This window comes from Arthrobacter sp. 05L44 (assembly GCF_056397605.1).
This window is the reverse complement of sequence record NZ_JBFTNS010000001.1, coordinates 896,442-915,480: the sequence shown is the minus strand read 5'-3', so window position 1 is coordinate 915,480 and position 19,039 is coordinate 896,442. Positions and strand designations below refer to the sequence as shown.

Genomic DNA, 19,039 nt, shown 5'->3' with positions numbered 1-19,039 from the left:
CCCTCCGCAAACACAATATTCTACAACCAAATGGTTGTAGATCAATGGAGTGATGAAGACGTCGACCGCCTCTTCCAGGCGTTTGCAGACACGACCCGTCGTGACATTGTGCGGCGCGTAACCGTCGGCGAGTTCTCGGTCTCCGGGCTCGCTGCGCTCTACGCCATGAGTTTCGCCGCCGTCCAGAAACACGTGGCGGTGCTGGAACGCGCTTCGCTGGTGACCAAGGAGAAGCGCGGAAGGGAGCAGATTGTGCGGGCCAACCACGACGGACTGCAAAGGGCCCGCAGGCTGCTCGATGAGTACGAGGTCATCTGGCGGCAACGGACCGAAAGGATAGCCGATTTGCTCGCCGACGGAAATCTTTATTCCGGCCAGCCAGTGGTCCGGAAGGCAGAAGACAGCGAAGCAGGGGAATAGGAAGGGTTGGACATGACCGTTACAAGTTCAGTCAAGAACCTTGAGGCATTGAGCCTCTCCATCGTCACCGAGTTCGATGCCGGCGTGGAGCGCGTCTGGCAGGTCTGGGAGGATCCGCGCCAGCTGGAGCGCTGGTGGGGCCCGCCCACCTGGCCTGCCACCTTCGAAAAGCACGACTTCGTTCCCGGCGGGGAGGCCAGCTACTACATGACCGGCCCCGGCGGGGAGAAAGCCCGCGGCTGGTGGCGCTTTGTTGCCCTCGATGCCCCGCACCGCCTTGAGTTCGACGACGGCTTCTCGGACGACAATGGCGATCCCGTGGCCGAGATGGGCACCATCCACGGTGTCGTGACGCTCGAGCCGATCGGGGACCGGACCCGGATGACCGTCCTGTCCACCTTCGAGAACGAGGACCAGATGGAGAAGATCGTCGCCATGGGCATGGAGGAGGGCATGAAGGGCGCGCTCGGCCAGGTGGACGCCATTCTTGCCGAGCACGTCAACGCCTAAACTGCGGCGGACGACGACGGCGGTGCAGCGCCGTCGTCGTCGCCTTGCGCCGCCCAGGACGCTGGCGTCGGCCTAGTTGTTCAGGGCCGCGTACAGGTTGAGGCTGGCCGAGAACACCAGCCACGAAACGTAGGGCAGCATCAGTAACCCGGCGGCGGTGCTGATCGGCCCGAAATGCAGGACGGCGAAGGTCGCAATCACGGCGTGGGCAGCGATCACCAGCAGCGCCAGCCACAGGGCGGCCGCCCCCAACATCGGGTACATGCCGAAGAACATTAGCGGCCACGACAGATTCAGCAGCAACAGGCCGGCGTAGACCCTCAGTGCCGTCCGGCGCGGGTAGCGCTGCTGCCGCCACACGAGCCACGCGGCCACGGCCATGGCCGCGTACAGCGCCAGCCAGATAGAGCTGAACATCCACCCTGGCGGGGTCCACGAGGCTTTGTCCGCGGCCGCGTACCAGGCGCCGTTGGTCCTGATCGGCAGCGAGGCCAGCAACGAGACGGCCCAGGACGCCACCAGGAAGCCGGCCAGCGCTGCGATTTGCTTTGGTAGCGGGCGGGTGCCGGAGGCAAGGGTGCCCGGGGCCATTTGATCAACGTTCAAGAGCACTGACTTACTGTGGACAACCGAGGGCCCCCGCGTCAAACTGCGACGGCGGGACGTGCGGCGGGCGATCAGGCCTGCTTGCCCAGCCGTGCCCCTGAACGCGGATCGAGGCCCTTGCCAAGAAGGTCCTGCCCGCGGAATACGTTGTTGATGTAGCTGGTGAGCCGGTCTGCCGTGGCGCGGTAATTGTCTGCATCCTTGATTTCCGCAATGGCCTGGACAAACAGGGTCCCGCTCTTGGCCGCCACCCGCAGGAACTGGATGGATCCTTTGCCCTCAATGGCCAGACGCGCAATGACGGCATAGGTAAGGCCTCCGTTGGTAAATGCGGATGCTCGCAGGTACGTTGCAGTGGCGGTGTTATTTCCGCTGGTCAGCCGCACGGGGGAGCAATCTGGGAGCTTGCTGACCGAGGAGAAGGCCAGCGACAGCAGGTCGTCGCGGTCCGCGGTGACGGCCAGGAAGACGGGTTCGGCGGACGTGCCCCTGAAGGTTCCGGCAGCCGGGGTGTTATCAGTCATGAGCGTTGCCCAGGCGAGGGTATCGGCACACTCGGCGGGTTTGATCTTCGCCCCGCCAGCGTTGAAATGGAAAAACCAGTTCTCTTTCCAGAATGTTTCACCGGACAGGACGACGGCGTGACCTCCGCCGGGATCTGAAAACACCCCCACCATCGACTCGACATCTGTCTGGGAGTACAACCGGGACGCCTTGGCCGGCACAGCCGGCGTGGGCGGGATGGTGCGAGGAGATGATGCGGCCGCGTCCGGGCTTTGTGTGCTGGCATCGGAGCTCGGCGCCTGGACGAATCCTTGCTCAGGGCCAGGGGCCGACGGCGCGCAACCTGTCAGTGCGCTCGCGGTCAAGGCGGCGGCCATCATGATGTGTCGAACCTTATGCATGTGCCACCCTTGTCCCCCAACGGTCCCCGATGTCTGCACATCCTACGGCCCGTCCGGCGAAGTGGGGCGGAAGGAGTCCGTGATTCGCCCCGGGCAGCAGTTCGCGAAATGATGTGGGCATGGAGCATACGGACCAGCAGCCCTGGGTGAAGAACTACCAGCCCGGCGTCCCTGCGGAGATTGACCTGCCCACGGAATCTCTGGTGGCCATGCTGGAGCACTCCGTGGCTGAGGCCGGAAGCGCCCCGGCGCTGGAATTCTTCGGCCGCCGGACCAGCTACACGGAGCTGGGCGAGCAGGTTGACCGGGCCGCTGAGGGGCTTCGCCGGCTGGGCGTCCGTGCCGGCGACCGGGTGGCGCTGATCCTGCCGAACTGCCCGCAGCACGTGGTGGCGTTCTACGCGGTGCTGCGCCTGGGCGCCGTCGTGGTTGAACACAACCCGCTGTACACCTCCCGCGAGCTGCGCCACCAGTTCGAGGACCACCAGGCCCGCGTGGTGATCGTCTGGGACAAGGCCGCGGCGGCCATCCGGGAGTTCCCGGCCGACGTCGAGATCGACCACGTGGTCTCGGTGAACCTGCTCGAGGCGTTCCCCGCGGCCAAGCGCCTCGCCCTGGGCCTGCCGGTGAAGAGGCTGCGCAGCACCCGGGAGTCCCTGACGGCCCCCGCCCCGGGCACCATGCCGTGGAAGCAACTCCTGGGCCACGGCCGGATCGACCCGTCGCACCCGCGGCCGGCGGTGGAGGACCTCGCGGCGATCCAGTACACCTCAGGCACCACCGGCAGGCCCAAGGGTGCGATGCTGACGCACTTCAACCTGTACGCCAACGCGCTGCAGGGCGAGGCGTGGATGGCCGGCGCGGAGTCCCGCAAGGAAATCTTCTACGCGATCCTGCCGATGTTCCACGCCTTCGGCATGACCCTTTACCTGACCTACGGCATCCGCAAACAGGCCCTGCTGGTCCTGTTCCCCACATTCGATCCGGACCTGGTGCTGGCCGCGATGAAGAAGTCGCCGGCTACCGTGTACTGCGCCGTCCCGCCGATCTACGAGCGCACGGCCATGGCCGCGAAGGAGAAGGGCATCTCGCTGCGGTCCTGCAAGTACTGCATCTCCGGGGCCATGAACCTGCCGGACCACGTGGTGGAGCTCTGGGAGTCGGTCTCCGGCGGCCTGCTGGTGGAGGGCTACGGCATGACCGAATCCTCCCCGGTGGCGCTGGGCAACCCGTTCCATCCCACCCGCCGCACCGGAACCATCGGCGTGCCGTTCCCCTCCACACTGATGAAGGTGGTCGACGTCGAAGACCCCTCAACGGAGGTCCCGCAGGGCCAGCCGGGCGAGCTCCTGATCAAGGGCCCACAGGTCTTCCAGGGCTACTGGAACAACCCGGACGAGACCGCGAAAACCCTCACCGCCGACGGCTGGCTGCGCACCGGGGACGTGGTGACCGTGGACGCGGACGGCTTCACCACCGTGGTGGACCGCGCCAAGGAACTCATCATCACCGGCGGGTTCAACGTCTCGCCCACCGAGGTGGAGGCCGTGCTGCGCCTGCACCCGGACATCAGGGACGCCGCCGTCGTCGGCAAACCCCTGGAGCGCGGCGGTGAACTGGTGGTGGCCGCCGTCGAACTCGAGCCGGGAACCGAGCTGGACGAGGAAGCCCTGCGCAGATACTGCCGCGAGCACCTGGCCGGGTACAAGGTCCCGCGCCGGATTGTCCCGATCGAGGATCTGCCGCGCTCCATGCTGGGCAAGATCCTCCGGAAGCAGGTCCGCGAACAAGTCCTGCCGGGCCTCTAAGAATGGCTTCGCCAACAGCGGTCGATTTCACCTCCGGCGTCCCCCGGCCCGGTGACCTGGAGGTGGCCTGGATTCACGGCTCCGAGTCCGCGAAGCACAACACGGACCCGGAGATCCAGGTCCACGCCTACGACGAGCACACGTTCATCCTGCGGCAGAACATGGCGGTGAACTACGAGGCACCGTTTGTGTTCCTGCTGTTCGGCAACACCCGCGCCGTGCTGATCGACACCGGCGCCACGGCCTCGGCGGAGTTCTTCCCGCTCCGCCGCGTCGTTGACGGCCTGGTCGACACCTGGCTGGCCGCCCACCCCCGCGCCGGCTACGGGCTCCTGGTCCTGCACACCCACCCGCATGGGGACCACGTCGCGGGCGACGCCCAGTTCGCCGGCCGGCCCCGGACCGAGGTGGTGGACGCCGGGCAGGATTCCGCCTGGGCATACTTTGGCTTCACCGACGACGACGGCGGTCCGGCTGAGGTGGACCTCGGCGGCCGGGTACTGCGGTGCTGGCCCAGCCCCGGCCACGACCGGGCCGCCGTCACCTTCTACGACCCGTACACCGGGTTCCTGCTCACCGGGGACACCGTCTACCCGGGCCGGCTCTACATCCATGACTGGCCGGCCTTCGTCCGCAGCATCGACGGGCTCCTGCGCTTCTGCGCCGAGCACCCGGTCAGCCACGTGCTGGGCTGTCACATCGAGATGGCCGGGGAGCCGGGCGTCGACTACCCGGTGCTCACCACTTACCAGCCCGACGAACCGCCGCTGCAGATGAGCGTGGACCAGCTCCGTGAGCTGCGCGAGGCAATCGACGTGGTGGGCGGGCGGGCCGGCCGCCACGCGTTTCCCGGCTTCGTGCTCTGCCTCGACGGGGACTGAACGGTCCACCGACCGCACTTTCGGCGGGCCGGCCAACCTGCGCATACTGGAAGCCGATCCACGAATCCGGACGGCGGAGAGGACGGTGGCCATGAGTGACGGGGGAGGCTCGGCGTTCCGGCGCCGGGTGGAACGCGCGGCCGAACTGCGCTCCATCCGGGCCAGCGGCAGCACGGTCCAGGAAAACGACGAGGTCAGCGCCGCCGAGGAAGAACTCCGGCAAAAGCGCGCCGCCGTGGACGAGGCCGCCCGCGCCGACTACCTGGTCCGCGACGCCATGGCGCAGGGCAAGTTCGACAATCTCAAATACGCGGGCAAGCCCATCCCCGGGCTGGGCGAGGCCTACGACCCCGACTGGTGGGTGAAGGGGCTGCTCCAGCGCGAGAACATCACCGGGCTTGGCCCGACGGCGATCCTGCTGCGCGGCGAGGACGCCGGACTGGACGCCCGCCTCGACGCCCAGTTCTCGGAGGCGCAGGTGCGGGAGCTCCTCACGGACTTCAATACCCGCGTCATTGACGCCCGCCGGCAGCTGCAGGGCGGGCCACCCGTCACCACCAAAACACGGGATGTCGACGCCGAGGTGGCACTCTGGCGTGAGCGGCGGGCGGCAGCGGCCGACGTCGTCGTGCCCGAGCCGGAAGCCCGGCGCCCCTGGTGGCGCCGGCTCCGGACGCGCAGGCCCTAAGGCCGCCTGGTTTGGCCGGGAGGTTAGACGGTGCGGGGAGCCTTCGCGAGGTTCTCGCGCAGTTCTGCGGCGTTCTGCCGGACCACGTAGGCCGGACGGTCACGTTCCACGCGCCAGCTTTCGGACAGCGGGCCGATGTTGACGGTGTCGAAGCCGAATTCGTCGTAGAGCCGTGTGACGAGCTCGGCGGCTTCCGGGTAGTCGCTGGCGGTGGCCAGTGCGCGGCGGTTGTCCGTTCCGGCGGGCGTGCCGTCTGTGGTGATCTGGCCGGACATGATGTGGTTGAAGCCCTTGGCGATCTTGGACTCGGGCAGGTGTTCCTGCAGGAGCCCGGAGGTGGTGGCCTCCCCGTTGTCCAGCGCCGGGAAGCGGCCGTCGCGCTCCCAGTAGTAGTTGTTGGTGTCGATGACGATCTTGCCGGCTAGCGGTTCGGCCGGGAGGTCCTTGATGTTCTTCAAGGGCACCGTGACGACGGCGAAATCGCCCGCCGCTGCTGCCTCCGCCGCCGTGAGGGCGCGTGCGCGGGGGCCCAGTTCAGCGACGAGGTCCGCCAGGGTTTCCGGTCCCCGGGAGTTGCTGATCGCGACGTCATAGCCCAGTTCCACGGCCTTCCGTGCGAGCTGGCTGCCAATGTGTCCTGCACCGATGATTCCGATAGTTGTCATACCGGGGCTAACGGCAGGACGGTCGAGGATATTTCACGGGCCGGCCCGGACCGGAGTTCATGGGTGCAACCAGTCCTGGTCGAAGTCCGGGTGCTCCAGGTAGGGCAGGGCCAGGGCCCGCAGCGAGCGTTCCATCCAGTCCAGAGACCGGGGCGCCCAGTGGGTCTCCTGGAGCGAGTCGCTGACCATGGCTGCCAGGGCCGACTGCCTTGCTGCCTCCACGACGCCGATCAGCCGCCGCTTCGCCTCGCATTCGAGGAGCAGCCGCTGCTCGTACCATTCGCCCGACTTGGAGACCGTCCGGCTGCTGAGGAGGGTCCGGGCTGCGGCCTCGTCCTCGGAAATGCGTTCGGACAAAAACTCGACAATGTCCACACAGCCGAGGGTACGCGCGGCGGCCCGGCTTGGCATTACCCGGACAGCCTGTTCCGGGTACAGCCCGCACTTATCCCGGGCTTATTCCGCGCCGCACGGGGCACGCCTAAAGGCTGCCGGGCGGGGATTAGCCGAGGAGTTCGTCCTCGTAGCACCAGCGCCAGTCCTCGCCCGGCTCGATGCTGCGCATCACCGGGTGGCCCGTGGCATCGAAATGCTTGGAGGCGTGGGTACCGGGGGAGGAGTCGCAGCAGCCCACGGTTCCGCAGGCCAGGCACATCCGGAGGTGGACCGGCGTCGTACCCTCCCGGCGGCAATCCGCGCAGAAGGGCTCGGACGGCGGCAGCGGATCCGGTGCGGACTCGAGGTGTCCGCACACGCCGCCCGGCCGGGCGATGCCCTCGCCGCCGCCCTCGGCGGCGGTGTCCAGCTCGTCCAGCGCGACGTCGAGCATGGATTCTTCAACGTCCAGCCGGTCCAGGACCTCGCTGAGGACCTCGTGGGCGTATTCGCCGCCGCGGCGCAGTTCCAGCACCTTGGCCCGTTCCGCGTCCAGCATGGCCATCCGGAGCTTGGCGTAGCGCTGGCTGGGGGTCGCGGCCTCCGAGCTGGGCCGGCCCAGGCGTTCCCAGGCGGCGAGGCCCCGCTCCTGGGTGCGCCGCTTGAGCATGGCCACCACCTCCGGCGGGTCGTCGTCGGTGCGCAGTTCCTGCAGCCGCGCCACTCCGGCGGCGGTCGCCAGTTGCATCAGGGAGGCCTGGTTCAGGGCGTCCTCGCGCCGGTCGGGGCCCTGCATCCGCAGCAGGCGCACCAGCGTGGGCAGGGTGAAGCCCTGCAGCGTCAGCGTCCCGCCGACCACCACCATCGCGGCGAGGATCAGCACGGACCGGTGCTCCAGGTCCGCGGGCAGCACAAGAACCGCGGCCAGCGTCACCACTCCGCGCATCCCCGCCCAGGACACGATCGCGGCAAACTGCCACGGCGGGGCAGGGTCGGCCCGCTGCACGGCCGGGATCAGCCGCGGCAGGTACGTCGCCGGGAACACCCAGACCGGCCGCAGGAGCAGGACCGCCAGCAGGATCACAGCGCAGCCCGCCCAGATCCGGCCGGCGCCGAGGGAGTCGTCCTGGACACCCTCGATAATGGTCCGGACCTGGAGCCCGATCAGCAGGAACACGGAGTTCTCCAGCAGGAACTGCACCGTGTTCCAGTTGCTGCGCTGGCTCAACCGGGCGGCGCCGTTGGGCATGGACGGCGCCTTGGTCCCCATAACGAGTCCAGTGACGACGACGGCCAGGACACCGGATGCGTGGATTGCCTCGGCCGGAAGGTAGGCGACGAACGGCGCCATCAACGACGTCGAGGTGTTGATCGCGACGTTGCGGATCCGCTTGCGCAGCTCGGTCAGCACGTAGGCGGCGGCCAGCCCGACCACCAGTCCGCCACCGGCCGCGAGCAGGAAACCGCCCGCGATACCGGCCGCGGACACCGTTCCGGCGATCGCGGCGATGGCGGCCCGGAGGCAGACCAGGGCGGTGGCGTCGTTGACCAGGGACTCGCCCTCGAGGATGGTGACGATCCGGCGGGGCATACCCACTTTCCGGGCGATCGCGGTAGCGGCGACGGCGTCGGGCGGGGCCACGACTGCGCCGAGGGCAATGGCGGCGGCCAGCGGGATCTCGGGGAACAGCCACCAGACCACCAGGCCGACGGTGATGGTTCCAAAGATCACGTAGCCCACCGAGAGCAGGCTGATGGCGCGCCGGTTGGAGCCGAAGTCGAAGAGCGAGGTCCGCAGCGCGGCAGCGTAGAGCAGCGGCGGCAGCAGCCCGACGAGGACCAGTTCCGGGTTCAGCTCGATGGGCGGGATGAAGGGGAGGAAGGAACCCGCGACGCCGGCCAGCACCAGCAGCAGGGGGACGGAAATGTTGAGTTTCCGGCCCAGCGCGCTTCCGGCGCATACGACGGCCACGAGGACCAGCAGTCCGAGGGCGAGTTCCATAAGGCCATTCTGTCAGGCGGCGCCGCGGGCCCGGTGCCGGGCAGTGCCGGCGGTGCTAGGCGAAGCTGTCTTCCTTCACGTGCGCGGGCGCTGCGTGGGGTGTGGCGGTCCGGACGGCGGTTCCGTGGACGGGGGTGTTGGCGTGGTGGTGGCCGAAGGGGTTGAAGCGGCTGTGCGCGAGGCCGTCGAACTCGTAGGCGGTCTCCGCGTGCTCGGAGCGGTCCACGCCGGCTACCTCGGCCTCGTGGCTGACGCGGAAGCCCATGGTCTTGTGGATGGCGAGGCCGATGACCGCCGTCGCCAGCCCGGAGAGGGCGACCGTGATCAGCACGGCAACGGTCTGAGCCACCAGCTGGTGCAGCCCGCCGCCGTAGAAGAGGCCGCCGCCGTGCCCGTCCACCGGCAGGGCGATGAGGCCCAGTGCCAGGGTTCCGACCAGGCCGCCGCCGAGGTGGACGCCGACGACGTCGAGCGAGTCATCGAAGCCGAATTTGAACTTGAGGTCCACGAAGACGCAGCACGCGGCGCCTGCCACCAAGCCCAGGCCGACGGCGGCCAGCGGGCTGATGTTGGCGCAGGACGGGGTGATCGCGACCAGGCCGGCCACGACGCCGGAGGCCGCGCCGAGGGACGTGGGGTGTCCGTGGCGGCTCTTCTCGACCACGAGCCAGGACAGCATGGCCGCGGCCGGGGCGGCGAGGGTGTTGATCCAGATCAGGCCCGCCTGCTCCACGGTGGTCGCGGCGCCGGCGTTGAAGCCGAACCAGCCGAACCAGAGCACTCCGGCACCGAGCATGACGAACGGGATGTTGTGCGGGCGGTGGGCTGGATCCTTGCCGAAGCCGTGGCGGTTGCCCAGGATGAAGACCAGCACGAGGGCCGCGGTGCCGGAGCTGATCTCCACGACGGTGCCGCCGGCGAAGTCGATGACCTGACCGAAGACCGAGCTGACGGCGCCGCCGGCGCTCATGAGGCCGCCACCCCAGACCATGTAGGCCAGCGGGCAGTAGACCACGGTGATCCAGAGCGGGACGAAGAGTGCCCACGCGGTGAACTTGGCGCGGTCGGCGATGGCGCCGCTGATCAGGGCGACGGTGATAATGGCGAAAGTTGCGCTGAAGGCGGCTTTGAGGAGCTCGGGGGAGCCCATGAGCCGGCTCAGTCCCGCGGTGGCGAACGGGTCCCCGAAGATGCCGAGGACGCCCTTGCCTGTGGTCATCGAGTAGCCCCAGAGGACCCAGACCACACCGACGATGCCGGCCGAGACGAAGCTCATCATGATCATGTTCAGTGAGGCCTTGGCCCGCGTCATGCCGCCGTAAAAGAGGCCGAGTGCCGGGGTCATCAGCAGCACGAGGGCCGTGGAGACCATGATCCAGATGTTTCCCGCGGTGAGTTCCACCTGCGTGTCCCTTCTCAACAAATTCGCTGTACCGGGACGCCTCGCCGCCGGCCCCCAACCGGGTTTAATCTTCGCCGGGCAGTGTTTCAGGCAGTCGGGACCTGCGTTGCGGGGACGTTACAGGAATCGCTGTTTCGTGAAGGACGCGTGACGGGTGTGTTTCCGGGATGTTAACGGGGCCTCTCCACCCGTCCCCGCCCACCCGCCGTTTCGACGGTTCCGTGCCCACTCGACGGGTCCGGGCGTCGATCCGGCTGGGAACCGTCGAGACGGGGCAGCGGGGCGGGGGTGTGGAATGAATCGAGATACTTGAATGTTCAATAAAGTATGGACTTTGGCATCTTTACCTTCGGCGAACTATCCCGCAACCTCAGCACCGGCAAGGCGCTGTCCCCGCACCAGCGATTGAAGGAGCTCATTGAGCTGGCCAAACTCGCTGACCAGGCAGGACTCGGATTCCTGGGCCTCGGCGAGCACCACCGCCACGACTTCGCTCTTTCCGCACCCGAAATCGTGCTCGCCGCCATTGCCCGGGAGACCACAAACCTGCGGCTCAGCACGGCCGTCACGGTCCTTTCCACCCAGGACCCGGTCCGCCTCTTCGAACAATTCGCCACCCTGGACCTGATCTCCGACGGGCGCGCCGAAATCATCGCGGGCCGCGGCGCCTTCGTGGAGTCCTACCCGCTCTTCGGCCACCGGCTGGAGGACTACGACGCCCTCTTTGACGAGAAGCTGCGGATGCTGCTGGACCTGCGGGACAACGCCGTCGGGCACTGGCAGGGAACCCTCACGCAGAGCCTGGCGGGACTGGACATCGCCCCGCGTCCGCTGCAGGACAGGCTCCCCGTCTGGGTCGGGGTGGGCGGGACACCGGCCAGCTTCGCGCGGGCCGGCCGGCTGGGCCTGCCGCTGTTTGTAGCGCTGCTCTCCGGGCCAGCCAGGTTCCGGCGCCTCGTGGAGCTGTACCGCCAGAGCGCCGCCGACGCCGGACACGACCCCGCCGGGATGCAGGTGGGCGCGGGCGGGCATTTCTACGCGGCGCCCACCTCCCAGCAGGCCCGCGACACCTTTTACCCGTACTACCGGGCGTACTTCGAGCAGAACATGCCCCGCCCCGTGGACCACTTCCCGCGCTCCACCTTCGATGAGTGGACCGAGCCCGGCGGCGGGCTGCTGGTGGGAAGTCCGCAGCAGATTGTGGAGAAGCTGCTCGAAATCCACTCGACCCTGGGCAACAGCCGGTACATGGCCCAGATCGGGCTCGGCGGCCTGCCGTTCGCCGAGACGGCGCGCTCCATTGAACTGCTGGCCACGGAAATCATGCCCGCCGTGAACCGCGAGATCGGCGCTGCCGCAGTGACGGCAGCGACTCAGCCAACCCCATCGGCGGCCCGGCCCGTCTAAGCCGCGGGCTTGGCCAGGCTCCAGGCCGTCACGGCCACGTAGCCGCCGTTCACTACGTCGAGGTCCGCGGGCAGGCTGGTCCGCGCTGCGCCCGGGAAAGGCGCCACCAGGACTGTGCCCACCCTGGTGTCGCCGGCGCCGGCCATGGCGTTCCAGCCCAGGAACGCCTGCGCGGCAGCGCCCGCGGGCAGGGTGACGGACCGGGCGCCCGGGTCCGTGGTCATAAACGAACCGCCGTGGACCGGCAGGATGTCCATGGCCCAGCCGGCGGTGTCGTCGAAGGCAACATCCGGGTAGGCGTTGAGGACGCACGGGGCCCGGCCGGTGTTGACCAGCCGGACCGGCATGCCCCGGTGTCCGGTGGCGGCGTCGGGCTCACCGAGCGAGATCTTCACCTGCGCGCTGCGGCACCAGCCTGGCTCGGGAGCCTGGAACGAGGGGCCCACTGTCGGTGAACCGTAGACCACGGGCGGTGTGGTGGACGTTGGCGCGGGGACCGGGATGAGCTGCGCGGCCGCTGCCCGGTTCGCCGCCCCGGACAGGGGAGCGGCGGCCACCAGCAGGACGGCGGCGACGGCGGTGGCCGTGAGGACGGTTCCGCCCGCCGGGCGGCGCCGGCTGTGGTTCCCGTCGACGACGACGCCGGCCGCGCCACCGACGCCGGCCGCGCCACTGTCGCCGCCGGCCCGTCCGTCGTGGGTCCGGGCCGCCAGGAACCGCCACACCCGGGCCGGGACCCAGCCCCAGACGATGCCCCAGTAGCCGCCGGCGAGCACCGCGGGCCCAACGCCGTCGAACAGTGAGGCGGCGCGCATCGGCGGCCACTGCGCCAGGATGCTCCCCGCGGACCACAACGCGCTGGTGAGGAAAGATGCGAGCACCACGCTGAACCACACGCTCATCAGCCCGGCCCGGGCACCGGCCCCGACCGCCGTCGGCTGCGGGACGGCAACACGCAGCAGGACTGTCAACAGGCCCATCAAGGTCAGCGCCGACAGGGCCGGGACCACCACTGGCCACGGCATCACCGAATGCCAGCTGGCCGCGGCCACGGTTTCCGGAACCACCAGCCGGGCGAAGGAAGCCGGGACCCTGCCGAACCAGCTCAATGCCGCGAACAAGCCGCCGCTGAGCAGCCAACCGAAGGCCGCCGCCGTTACCGTTATTGCCGCCCTTGTGCTGCCCGCCGTAGCCCCCGTGCGTATCCCCATGCCCGCCAGCCTAGTTGAGCCGGTGTGCGCCGGAACGGCGGGCAGTCCGGAATCCCGGACGAAAATGTGGTTTTATCCCGTGATCCAGGTCACCGTGCATGCTCAGATGTACTGACCACCCCAGCCTGAGTTTTAGTGAGGACAACCATGCAAGCTGCGACACGAACGGGAACCGCCGGGCAGCGCGTCGAGCGCCGCTCCATCGACTTCGTTCCGGAGAATGAACGGCACGGATCTCCCGGGCAGCAGTTCACGCTGTGGTTCGGCGCCAACATGCAAATCACCGCCATTGTGGACGGCGCCCTGGCCGTGCTGTTCGGCGCCGACGCGCTCTGGGCGATCCTGGGCCTCCTCGTGGGCAACGTGCTCGGCGGAGCGGTGATGGCCCTGCACGCGGCACAGGGTCCGAAGCTTGGCCTGCCGCAGATGATCTCCAGCCGTGCCCAGTTTGGTGTGTTCGGGGCCGTCATTCCGTTGGTGCTCGTCATCATCATGTACCTCGGGTTCGCTGCGACCGGCACCGTCCTCGCGGGCCAGGCCGTCGACCAGATCACGCACACGGGAACCCCCGCCGTCGGCATGCTGATCTTCGGCGCCCTCACGGTCCTTGTCGCGACCCTGGGCTACAAATACATCCACCTCCTGGGCCGGATCTCCACGGTCATCGGCGTCCTCGGCTTCACCTACCTCGGAATCCGGCTGCTGGCCAGCCAGGACGTCGGAGCCCTGCTGGCCTCCGGGTCCTTCGAGTTCCCGACTTTCCTGCTCGCCATCTCGCTGGGCGCCGGGTGGCAGCTGACCTACGGACCCTACGTTGCGGACTACTCGCGCTACTTGCCCTCCAACACCCCGGCGCGCAAGACCTTCCTCGCCGCGTTCCTCGGCACCGTCCTGGGCTCCCAGTGGTCCATGACCCTCGGCGCCCTGTTCGCGTCGCTGGCGTTGCCCAAGGGCCAGCGTTTCCTTGACGGGCAGGTCGCCTTCCTGGGGAACCTCAGCGGCGGCGGGCTGATCGCCGTCGTCATCTACCTGGTCATTGTCACCGGGAAGCTGACCGTGAACACGCTCAACGCCTACGGCGGCTACATGACCATGCTGACCTCGGTCTCGGCGTTCACCCGCAAAACCGCCGCCCCGTCGCGGACCCGCTTCGCCTACGTCATCGGCTTCATTGGCCTCACGGTGCTGATCGCCATGCTGGCGTCCCCGGACTTCATCGCCAACTTCAAGAACTTCGTCCTGCTGCTGCTGATGGTCTTCATCCCGTGGAGCTCCATCAACCTTGTGGACTACTACCTCTTCTCCAAGGAAAAGGTGGACATCCCGGCGCTCTACGATCCGAACGGCCGCTACGGGCGGTGGAACCGGACGGCGCTGCTGGCCTACGGCATCGGGATTGTCGTCCAGATCCCGTTCCTGGCACAGACCCTCTACACCGGCCCCATGACCGAGGTCCTGGGCGGGGCCGACATCTCGTGGCTGGTGGGCCTCGTGGTCACCGCGCTGGTGTTTTACCCCCTTGCCAAGCGCAACTCCAACGCCCCGGCGGAGATGATCTACCCGAACGACGGCGGCCAGCCCACCACAGCAGCCGAGGCGGACCGGCTCGCCGGCACCCCGGTGGCCTGACGCGCCGTCGGACTTTCCCGACATCGAACCCCATCCGCAGCGCCGTTTCGACGGTTCCGTGTGCACTCGACGCGTCTGGGCGTCGAACCGGCGCGGAACCGTCGAAACGGGCGAGGCGCGGAGGCCGCAGCGCCGGGGACCTCAGAGGCGGGTGATCTGCGTCAGGTAGCCGAAGTACTTCGCGCCGACCGGGCGGAGGGGGTCACCCCCGAAGCCGAAGTCCGGGTGCCGGGTGTTGTACGACTCGGCGCTGTCCAGGAACTGCTGGGTGACCTCCGCGCCCGACCCCTGGCAGGCGCCCTCGCTGATACACAATGCCATGGCGCCGGCCACCGCGGGGCTGGAGAAGCTGGTGCCGTGGTTCACGCCATAGCCGCCGCCCCGGACGGTGGACAGGATGCAGACCCCCGGAGCCGCGACGGTGTGCTCCCTGTCCCGCTGGCTGACGGCGAAGTTGGAGAACACCGCCGGCTGGTCGTCGCGCTGGCCGATGGTCCGCCAGTTGTCGTGGCCGCAGAGGCTCGGCGCGAGCCCGTTGGGTTTCCCGTCGAAGTCGGCCATGGCGGTCGCGGTCAACACCTCGTGGTAGGCCGCGGGGACCGTGCCGGCGAGGTTGGTGGCCGAGTTGCCGGCGGCGACGGCGTAGGCCACTCCGGCCCGCACCGACCGGCAGATCGCGTAGTGCATGGGATCGGTGCCCTTGCCACAGTTAGGGGTGTCCGAGCCCGGGCCGCCGATACTGATGTTGGCGACGTCGATGTCGTTGCTGGGGTCGTCGTCCTTGTGTGTTGAGGTGACCCAGTCGATGGCGCAGATCAGGCTCGCTTCGGTGATCGCGCCGCCGGGGGAAACAACCCGGACAGACCAGAGCGGGGTGCCCGGCGCCGTGCCGATGATGCCCGTGCCGTTGTTGCGGGCACCGATGACGCCTGCCACCGACGTTCCGTGGCCCAGCACGTCAACCGGTGTTTCCTCGACGGGCTGCCCGGAGCTGCAGTCGATGCCGCCCTGGACGTTCAGGTCCGGGTGGTTGCCGTCGATGCCGCTGTCGATGACGGCGACGTTGACGGCGTTATCGTTCCCGGTGCCGGCGCGGACCGCATCCTTTGCCGCGTCCGGATCGCCGCCAATCCGCTGCCACCACAGCGGCGCCACCTCGGTGTTGGGTGTCGCGGGCTCTTCGGGCTCCTGGAAGTGGCGGGAGAGCGTCACGAAGTCGACGCTGGGATCGGTGGCGAGCCGGTTGGCCTGGGACGCCGTCATGGTTCCGGCGTAGCCGCTGACCGCGCTGCGATAGACGTTGGACGCGTGGAAACCGAATTTTCCCTGCTGGGCGGCGGCAACTGCTCCGGCGTCGCCCGTGCCGTCTTTGAGGACGACGATGTAGCTTTGCGCCGGCTCCGCGGCGGAGGCCGGTGCTGCGGCGGCGAGGCCGCCGCCTGCAACCAGCGCCACCGCGGCCAGCCCGCCGACCCACTGCCGCCGCGTTATGTCCGGCGGGGCGGCGGCGGTTCCGCGCCGGGGCCGGCGCCGGCCGGCGCCCACGAATGTCCAGTGCGCGTGCGGAATAAGATTGCGGACGGTGGTTAACATCGTGGCCTCCCATTAAGCATGATGCTTTTCGAGTGCCCCCCGTCCATATGGTAGGCCCTGCGGCGCGGAATAATCAGGGCCAATCGGAGACCGGCGCCGGCGTCGTCCTCCCGTCCGCGGCCCTATCCGGGTACCGACCCGCCCAGATTCCGGTACTTCAGGAGCCGGCGAGCGAGCAGTTCCTCCACGCCTGTGGCCGCAACCAGGGACAGCTCGTACTCGATGGCCCGCCCCATCCGCCGGCAGAACTCCCTTGCCTCCAGCGCCGCATCCGGGCGTTCGTCGACAATGTGCTCAATGAGCCCGTTGGCGTGCAGGGCGGAGACGTTGACGCCTTGCGACGCGGACATGGCCGGCGCGAATTCCGTGCTCCGGTGCATGATGGCGCTGGCACCCTCGGGCGGCAACGGCGAGAGCCAGGCGTGCTGCGCGGCGACGGTCCGGTCCGCCGGGAGCAGGGCCAGTGCGCCGCCGCCGGCCCCCTGCCCCAGCAGCACCGAGACCGACGGCGACTGCAACCCGATCAGGTCATGCAGCGACCGCGCGATTTCACCGGCCAGCCCGCCTTCCTCGGCTTCCTTGGACAGCGCGGCCCCGCCGGTGTCGATCACCGTCAGCAGGGGCAGGCCGAGCTCTTCCGCGAGCCGCATGCCGCGCCGGGCCTCGCGGAGGGAGGCCGGGCCCATGGCGGTCTGCTGCGACGGCCGGGGCCGGGTGTGGCCCAGCACTACACACGACTGGCCGCCGAAACGGGCCAGGGCCAGCAGCAGCCCGGGGTCCTTTTCGCCCTGGCCCGTCCCGTTGAGCGGCAGCACATCGAGCGCCCCGTAGGCCAGAAGCTGGCGCAGATCCGGCCGCCGCGGGTTGCGTGAAATCCCGATCGAGGTCCAGGCCTCAACCCCCGACGGCGCCGTCTCGAGGGTCTGCGGCGGCAGGATGGGGGCCTTGGCGTCGGCCAGAAGGATGTTCAGGGCGCGGTGGACGACATCGGGCAGCTGCTCCGGGGGGACCACCGCGTCCACGAGTCCCTTGTCGAAGAGGTTCTCCGCGACCTGGACATTGTCCGGGAAGGGCCGCCCGTACAGCGCTTCGTAGACCCGCGGGCCGAGGAAGCCCAGGAGCGCACCCGGTTCGGCAACGGTGATGTGGCCGAGCGAACCCCACGAGGCCATAACGCCGCCGGTGGTGGGGTGGCGCAGGTAGACCAGGTAGGGGAGCCCGGCCTGCCGGTGGGCGCGCACGGCGGCCGAGATCTTCACCATCGACAGGAACGCCAGGGTGCCTTCCTGCATTCTGGTGCCGCCGGAGGCCGGCCCGGCCAGGAGCGGCAGGCCCTCGGCTGTGGCCCGCTCGACGGCGCGCACGATCCGTTCCGCGGCGGCTGCTCCGATGGAACCCGCCAGGAACCGGAATTCGCTGACGATCACCGCGACCCGCCGGCCGCGGATCAGCCCCTCGCCGGTCAGCACGGATTCGTCGACGCCGGACTTTTCGCGGGCGGCGGCAAGCTCGGCCGCGTAGGCGGGGTCCGGATCCGGATCCCGCACCGGGGCGTCCCAACTGAGGTACGAACCCGTGTCCAGTACCGTGGTGATGAGTTCGGCGGCGTCGAGGTGGCGGACCTTCTGGCCGGTCAGCACCTCAGGCACCCGGCCCGACGGACGTGCCGGGCGCGGACGTGCCGGCCGCGGACGTGCGGTCCGGTTCCAGCCAGCGCCGGATCTGGTCCCCGTCCTGGTCCAGGAGCGGCGGCGCGGTGTGGGACCTCAGGGTGGTTTCGTGGGCATCGCCCTGGCTGAAGAACCTCAGCGGGGGGCCGGGAAGGCTGATTGTCCCCAGGATTTTGTGCTCGACGTCGACCACCAGGCCCTGCGAGTGGACCTGCTCCCATTCGTACACCTCTTCAAGGTTCCGGACCTTGCCCGCCGGGATGCCGACCTCGTTGAGCTTGGCGAGCAGCGGTTCGGCCTCGTACCCGGCGAACGCATCCTCCACCGCCTCGATCACTTTCTCCCGGTTGCGGACCCGGTGGGCGTTGGAGGCGAACTCCGGGCGGTCGGTGTCGATCCCGAACGCCGTGGCGAACGCATGCCAGAGCTTCTCGCTGCCCACACTGATCTGCACCTTCCCCTGCCGGCAGTGGAACAGGCCGTACGGCGCGATCGAGGGGTGATGGTTTCCCTGGGCCTGCGGCAGATCCCCGGCCACGGTTTGCCGGGTGCCCTGGAACGCGTGCACTCCGATCAAGGCCGAGAGCAGGGAGGTCCGGACCACCTGGCCCTTGCCGGTGCGCTCGCGTTCCAGCAAGGCCGCGAGGGCGCCATAAGCGCCGTACATCCCCGAGAGCAGGTCCGCGATGGGCACCCCGACGCGCTGCGGATCGTCCGGCCCGGCACCGGTGAGCGACATCAGCCCGGCTTCGCCCTGGAGGATCTGGTCGTAGCCGCTGCGGGAGGCTTCGGGCCCGTCGTGCCCGAAGCCGGTGATGGAGAGGATCACGAGTTTCGGATTCAACGCGTGCATCTCCGCGGTGGCGAAGCCCAGCCGGTCCAGGACGCCGGGACGGAAGTTTTCCACCACGACGTCGGCCCGCTCCAGCAGTTCCCGCAAAACCTGCCGGCCGCCGTCGTCCTTCAGATCCAGGGCGATGGACTCCTTGTTGCGGTTGCACGAGAGGAAATACGTCGCCTGCGGGTCATCCTCGGGGCCGACGAAAGGCGGGCCCCAGCCGCGGGTGTCGTCCCCGCCGCCCGGGTTCTCGACCTTGATCACCCTGGCGCCGAGATCGCCCAGCATCATGCCCGCGTGCGGGCCGGCGAGGGCGCGGCTGAGGTCCACGACGACGTAGCCGGACAGCGGGCCGTCGTTCTGGGGGTGGGAATCGTTGCTCATGGTTGGGTCCTTTGTGTTGCAGTTCCAGCGGATGCGGTGGCGGCC

General features: G+C 68.8%; 17 protein-coding genes. 7 read left to right on the top strand and 10 right to left on the bottom strand.

Annotated elements, in window-relative coordinates; translation table 11 throughout:
• Positions 1 to 30: 30 nt before the first annotated feature.
• A complete protein-coding gene (locus tag AC1DHY_RS04240) occupies positions 31 to 420 on the top strand; it encodes an ArsR/SmtB family transcription factor (RefSeq protein ID WP_476879038.1) in 390 nt (129 codons plus the stop codon).
• Positions 421 to 432: 12 nt separating this feature from the next.
• Positions 433 to 930: an SRPBCC family protein gene (locus AC1DHY_RS04235; RefSeq protein WP_476903192.1), complete on the top strand. Its 498-nt coding sequence runs from the start codon at positions 433 to 435 to the stop codon at positions 928 to 930.
• Between the two features lie 72 nt (positions 931 to 1,002).
• On the opposite strand, the gene AC1DHY_RS04230 is transcribed toward AC1DHY_RS04235, so the two are convergent.
• Both AC1DHY_RS04230 and AC1DHY_RS04225 read right to left on the bottom strand, forming a co-directional pair.
• A complete protein-coding gene (locus AC1DHY_RS04230) occupies positions 1,003 to 1,542 on the bottom strand; it encodes a TspO/MBR family protein (protein ID WP_476879036.1) in 540 nt (179 codons plus the stop codon).
• Between the two features lie 65 nt (positions 1,543 to 1,607).
• Positions 1,608 to 2,420, bottom strand: coding sequence for a hypothetical protein (locus AC1DHY_RS04225; RefSeq protein WP_476879035.1), 813 nt, complete (start codon positions 2,418 to 2,420; stop codon positions 1,608 to 1,610).
• A 140-nt stretch (positions 2,421 to 2,560) separates the two neighbouring features.
• Here AC1DHY_RS04225 and AC1DHY_RS04220 point away from each other — a divergent pair, with 140 nt between their 5' ends.
• From AC1DHY_RS04220 to AC1DHY_RS04210, 3 genes are all read left to right on the top strand, one after another.
• Entirely contained in the window at positions 2,561 to 4,249 is a 1,689-nt protein-coding gene (locus tag AC1DHY_RS04220) for a long-chain-fatty-acid--CoA ligase (protein WP_476879034.1), read from the top strand.
• Between the two features lie 2 nt (positions 4,250 to 4,251).
• Entirely contained in the window at positions 4,252 to 5,130 is an 879-nt protein-coding gene (locus tag AC1DHY_RS04215; protein WP_476879033.1) for an MBL fold metallo-hydrolase, read from the top strand.
• A gap of 91 nt (positions 5,131 to 5,221) precedes the next feature.
• Positions 5,222 to 5,818: a DnaJ family domain-containing protein gene (locus AC1DHY_RS04210; RefSeq protein WP_476879032.1), complete on the top strand. Its 597-nt coding sequence runs from the start codon at positions 5,222 to 5,224 to the stop codon at positions 5,816 to 5,818.
• A gap of 23 nt (positions 5,819 to 5,841) precedes the next feature.
• Here the strand turns inward: AC1DHY_RS04210 and AC1DHY_RS04205 are convergent, their stop codons facing one another.
• The 4 genes from AC1DHY_RS04205 to AC1DHY_RS04190 form a co-directional block, all read right to left on the bottom strand.
• Positions 5,842 to 6,483 (bottom strand): NADPH-dependent F420 reductase, encoded by a 642-nt coding sequence (locus AC1DHY_RS04205; RefSeq protein ID WP_476879031.1) that lies wholly within the window; start codon positions 6,481 to 6,483, stop codon positions 5,842 to 5,844.
• Positions 6,484 to 6,540: 57 nt separating this feature from the next.
• Positions 6,541 to 6,858: a DUF6221 family protein gene (locus tag AC1DHY_RS04200; RefSeq protein ID WP_476879030.1), complete on the bottom strand. Its 318-nt coding sequence runs from the start codon at positions 6,856 to 6,858 to the stop codon at positions 6,541 to 6,543.
• Positions 6,859 to 6,985: 127 nt separating this feature from the next.
• The gene (locus tag AC1DHY_RS04195) at positions 6,986 to 8,860 is read right to left on the bottom strand and encodes a Na+/H+ antiporter (protein WP_476879029.1); all 1,875 of its coding nucleotides are present in this window, start codon (positions 8,858 to 8,860) and stop codon (positions 6,986 to 6,988) included.
• Between the two features lie 55 nt (positions 8,861 to 8,915).
• On the bottom strand, positions 8,916 to 10,262 hold the full coding sequence (locus tag AC1DHY_RS04190) for an ammonium transporter (protein ID WP_476903191.1): 1,347 nt from the start codon (positions 10,260 to 10,262) through the stop codon (positions 8,916 to 8,918).
• Positions 10,263 to 10,589: 327 nt separating this feature from the next.
• Here AC1DHY_RS04190 and AC1DHY_RS04185 point away from each other — a divergent pair, with 327 nt between their 5' ends.
• A complete protein-coding gene (locus AC1DHY_RS04185) occupies positions 10,590 to 11,669 on the top strand; it encodes an LLM class flavin-dependent oxidoreductase (RefSeq protein WP_476880283.1) in 1,080 nt (359 codons plus the stop codon).
• Here AC1DHY_RS04185 and AC1DHY_RS04180 read toward each other — a convergent pair.
• Positions 11,666 to 12,880 carry a DUF4232 domain-containing protein gene (locus AC1DHY_RS04180; protein WP_476903190.1) on the bottom strand — a complete coding sequence of 405 codons (1,215 nt, stop codon included), beginning with the start codon at positions 12,878 to 12,880 and terminating at the stop codon, positions 11,666 to 11,668. The two genes, AC1DHY_RS04185 and AC1DHY_RS04180, sit on opposite strands and share 4 nt — an antisense overlap.
• Before the next feature lie 147 nt (positions 12,881 to 13,027).
• Between AC1DHY_RS04180 and AC1DHY_RS04175 the strand changes: the two genes are divergently transcribed.
• Positions 13,028 to 14,509, top strand: a complete 1,482-nt coding sequence (locus AC1DHY_RS04175) for a purine-cytosine permease family protein (protein WP_476880285.1) — start codon at positions 13,028 to 13,030, stop codon at positions 14,507 to 14,509.
• 141 nt (positions 14,510 to 14,650) lie between these two features.
• Here the strand turns inward: AC1DHY_RS04175 and AC1DHY_RS04170 are convergent, their stop codons facing one another.
• The 3 genes from AC1DHY_RS04170 to AC1DHY_RS04160 all read right to left on the bottom strand — a co-directional run bounded on the left by AC1DHY_RS04170 (position 14,651) and on the right by AC1DHY_RS04160 (position 18,994).
• Positions 14,651 to 16,102 carry a S8 family peptidase gene (locus AC1DHY_RS04170; protein ID WP_476880222.1) on the bottom strand — a complete coding sequence of 484 codons (1,452 nt, stop codon included), beginning with the start codon at positions 16,100 to 16,102 and terminating at the stop codon, positions 14,651 to 14,653.
• A 122-nt stretch (positions 16,103 to 16,224) separates the two neighbouring features.
• Entirely contained in the window at positions 16,225 to 17,742 is a 1,518-nt protein-coding gene (locus AC1DHY_RS04165) for a carboxyl transferase domain-containing protein (RefSeq protein ID WP_476903265.1), read from the bottom strand.
• A 1-nt stretch (position 17,743) separates the two neighbouring features.
• Positions 17,744 to 18,994 carry a CaiB/BaiF CoA transferase family protein gene (locus AC1DHY_RS04160; protein WP_476880223.1) on the bottom strand — a complete coding sequence of 417 codons (1,251 nt, stop codon included), beginning with the start codon at positions 18,992 to 18,994 and terminating at the stop codon, positions 17,744 to 17,746.
• Positions 18,995 to 19,039 lie beyond the last annotated feature (45 nt).

Bases quoted from the DNA above. Each gene is read 5' to 3' on its own strand.
- AC1DHY_RS04240 (WP_476879038.1), top strand. From the start codon at position 31: ATGGTTGTAGATCAATGGAGTGATGAAGACGTCGACCGCCTCTTCCAG.
- AC1DHY_RS04235 (WP_476903192.1), top strand. From the start codon at position 433: ATGACCGTTACAAGTTCAGTCAAGAACCTTGAGGCATTGAGCCTCTCC.
- AC1DHY_RS04225 (WP_476879035.1), bottom strand. From the start codon at position 2,420: ATGATGGCCGCCGCCTTGACCGCGAGCGCACTGACAGGTTGCGCGCCG.
- AC1DHY_RS04220 (WP_476879034.1), top strand. From the start codon at position 2,561: ATGGAGCATACGGACCAGCAGCCCTGGGTGAAGAACTACCAGCCCGGC.
- AC1DHY_RS04215 (WP_476879033.1), top strand. From the start codon at position 4,252: ATGGCTTCGCCAACAGCGGTCGATTTCACCTCCGGCGTCCCCCGGCCC.
- AC1DHY_RS04210 (WP_476879032.1), top strand. From the start codon at position 5,222: ATGAGTGACGGGGGAGGCTCGGCGTTCCGGCGCCGGGTGGAACGCGCG.
- AC1DHY_RS04205 (WP_476879031.1), bottom strand. From the start codon at position 6,483: ATGACAACTATCGGAATCATCGGTGCAGGACACATTGGCAGCCAGCTC.
- AC1DHY_RS04195 (WP_476879029.1), bottom strand. From the start codon at position 8,860: ATGGAACTCGCCCTCGGACTGCTGGTCCTCGTGGCCGTCGTATGCGCC.
- AC1DHY_RS04185 (WP_476880283.1), top strand. From the start codon at position 10,590: ATGGACTTTGGCATCTTTACCTTCGGCGAACTATCCCGCAACCTCAGC.
- AC1DHY_RS04180 (WP_476903190.1), bottom strand. From the start codon at position 12,880: ATGGGGATACGCACGGGGGCTACGGCGGGCAGCACAAGGGCGGCAATA.
- AC1DHY_RS04175 (WP_476880285.1), top strand. From the start codon at position 13,028: ATGCAAGCTGCGACACGAACGGGAACCGCCGGGCAGCGCGTCGAGCGC.
- AC1DHY_RS04170 (WP_476880222.1), bottom strand. From the start codon at position 16,102: ATGTTAACCACCGTCCGCAATCTTATTCCGCACGCGCACTGGACATTC.
- AC1DHY_RS04160 (WP_476880223.1), bottom strand. From the start codon at position 18,994: ATGAGCAACGATTCCCACCCCCAGAACGACGGCCCGCTGTCCGGCTAC.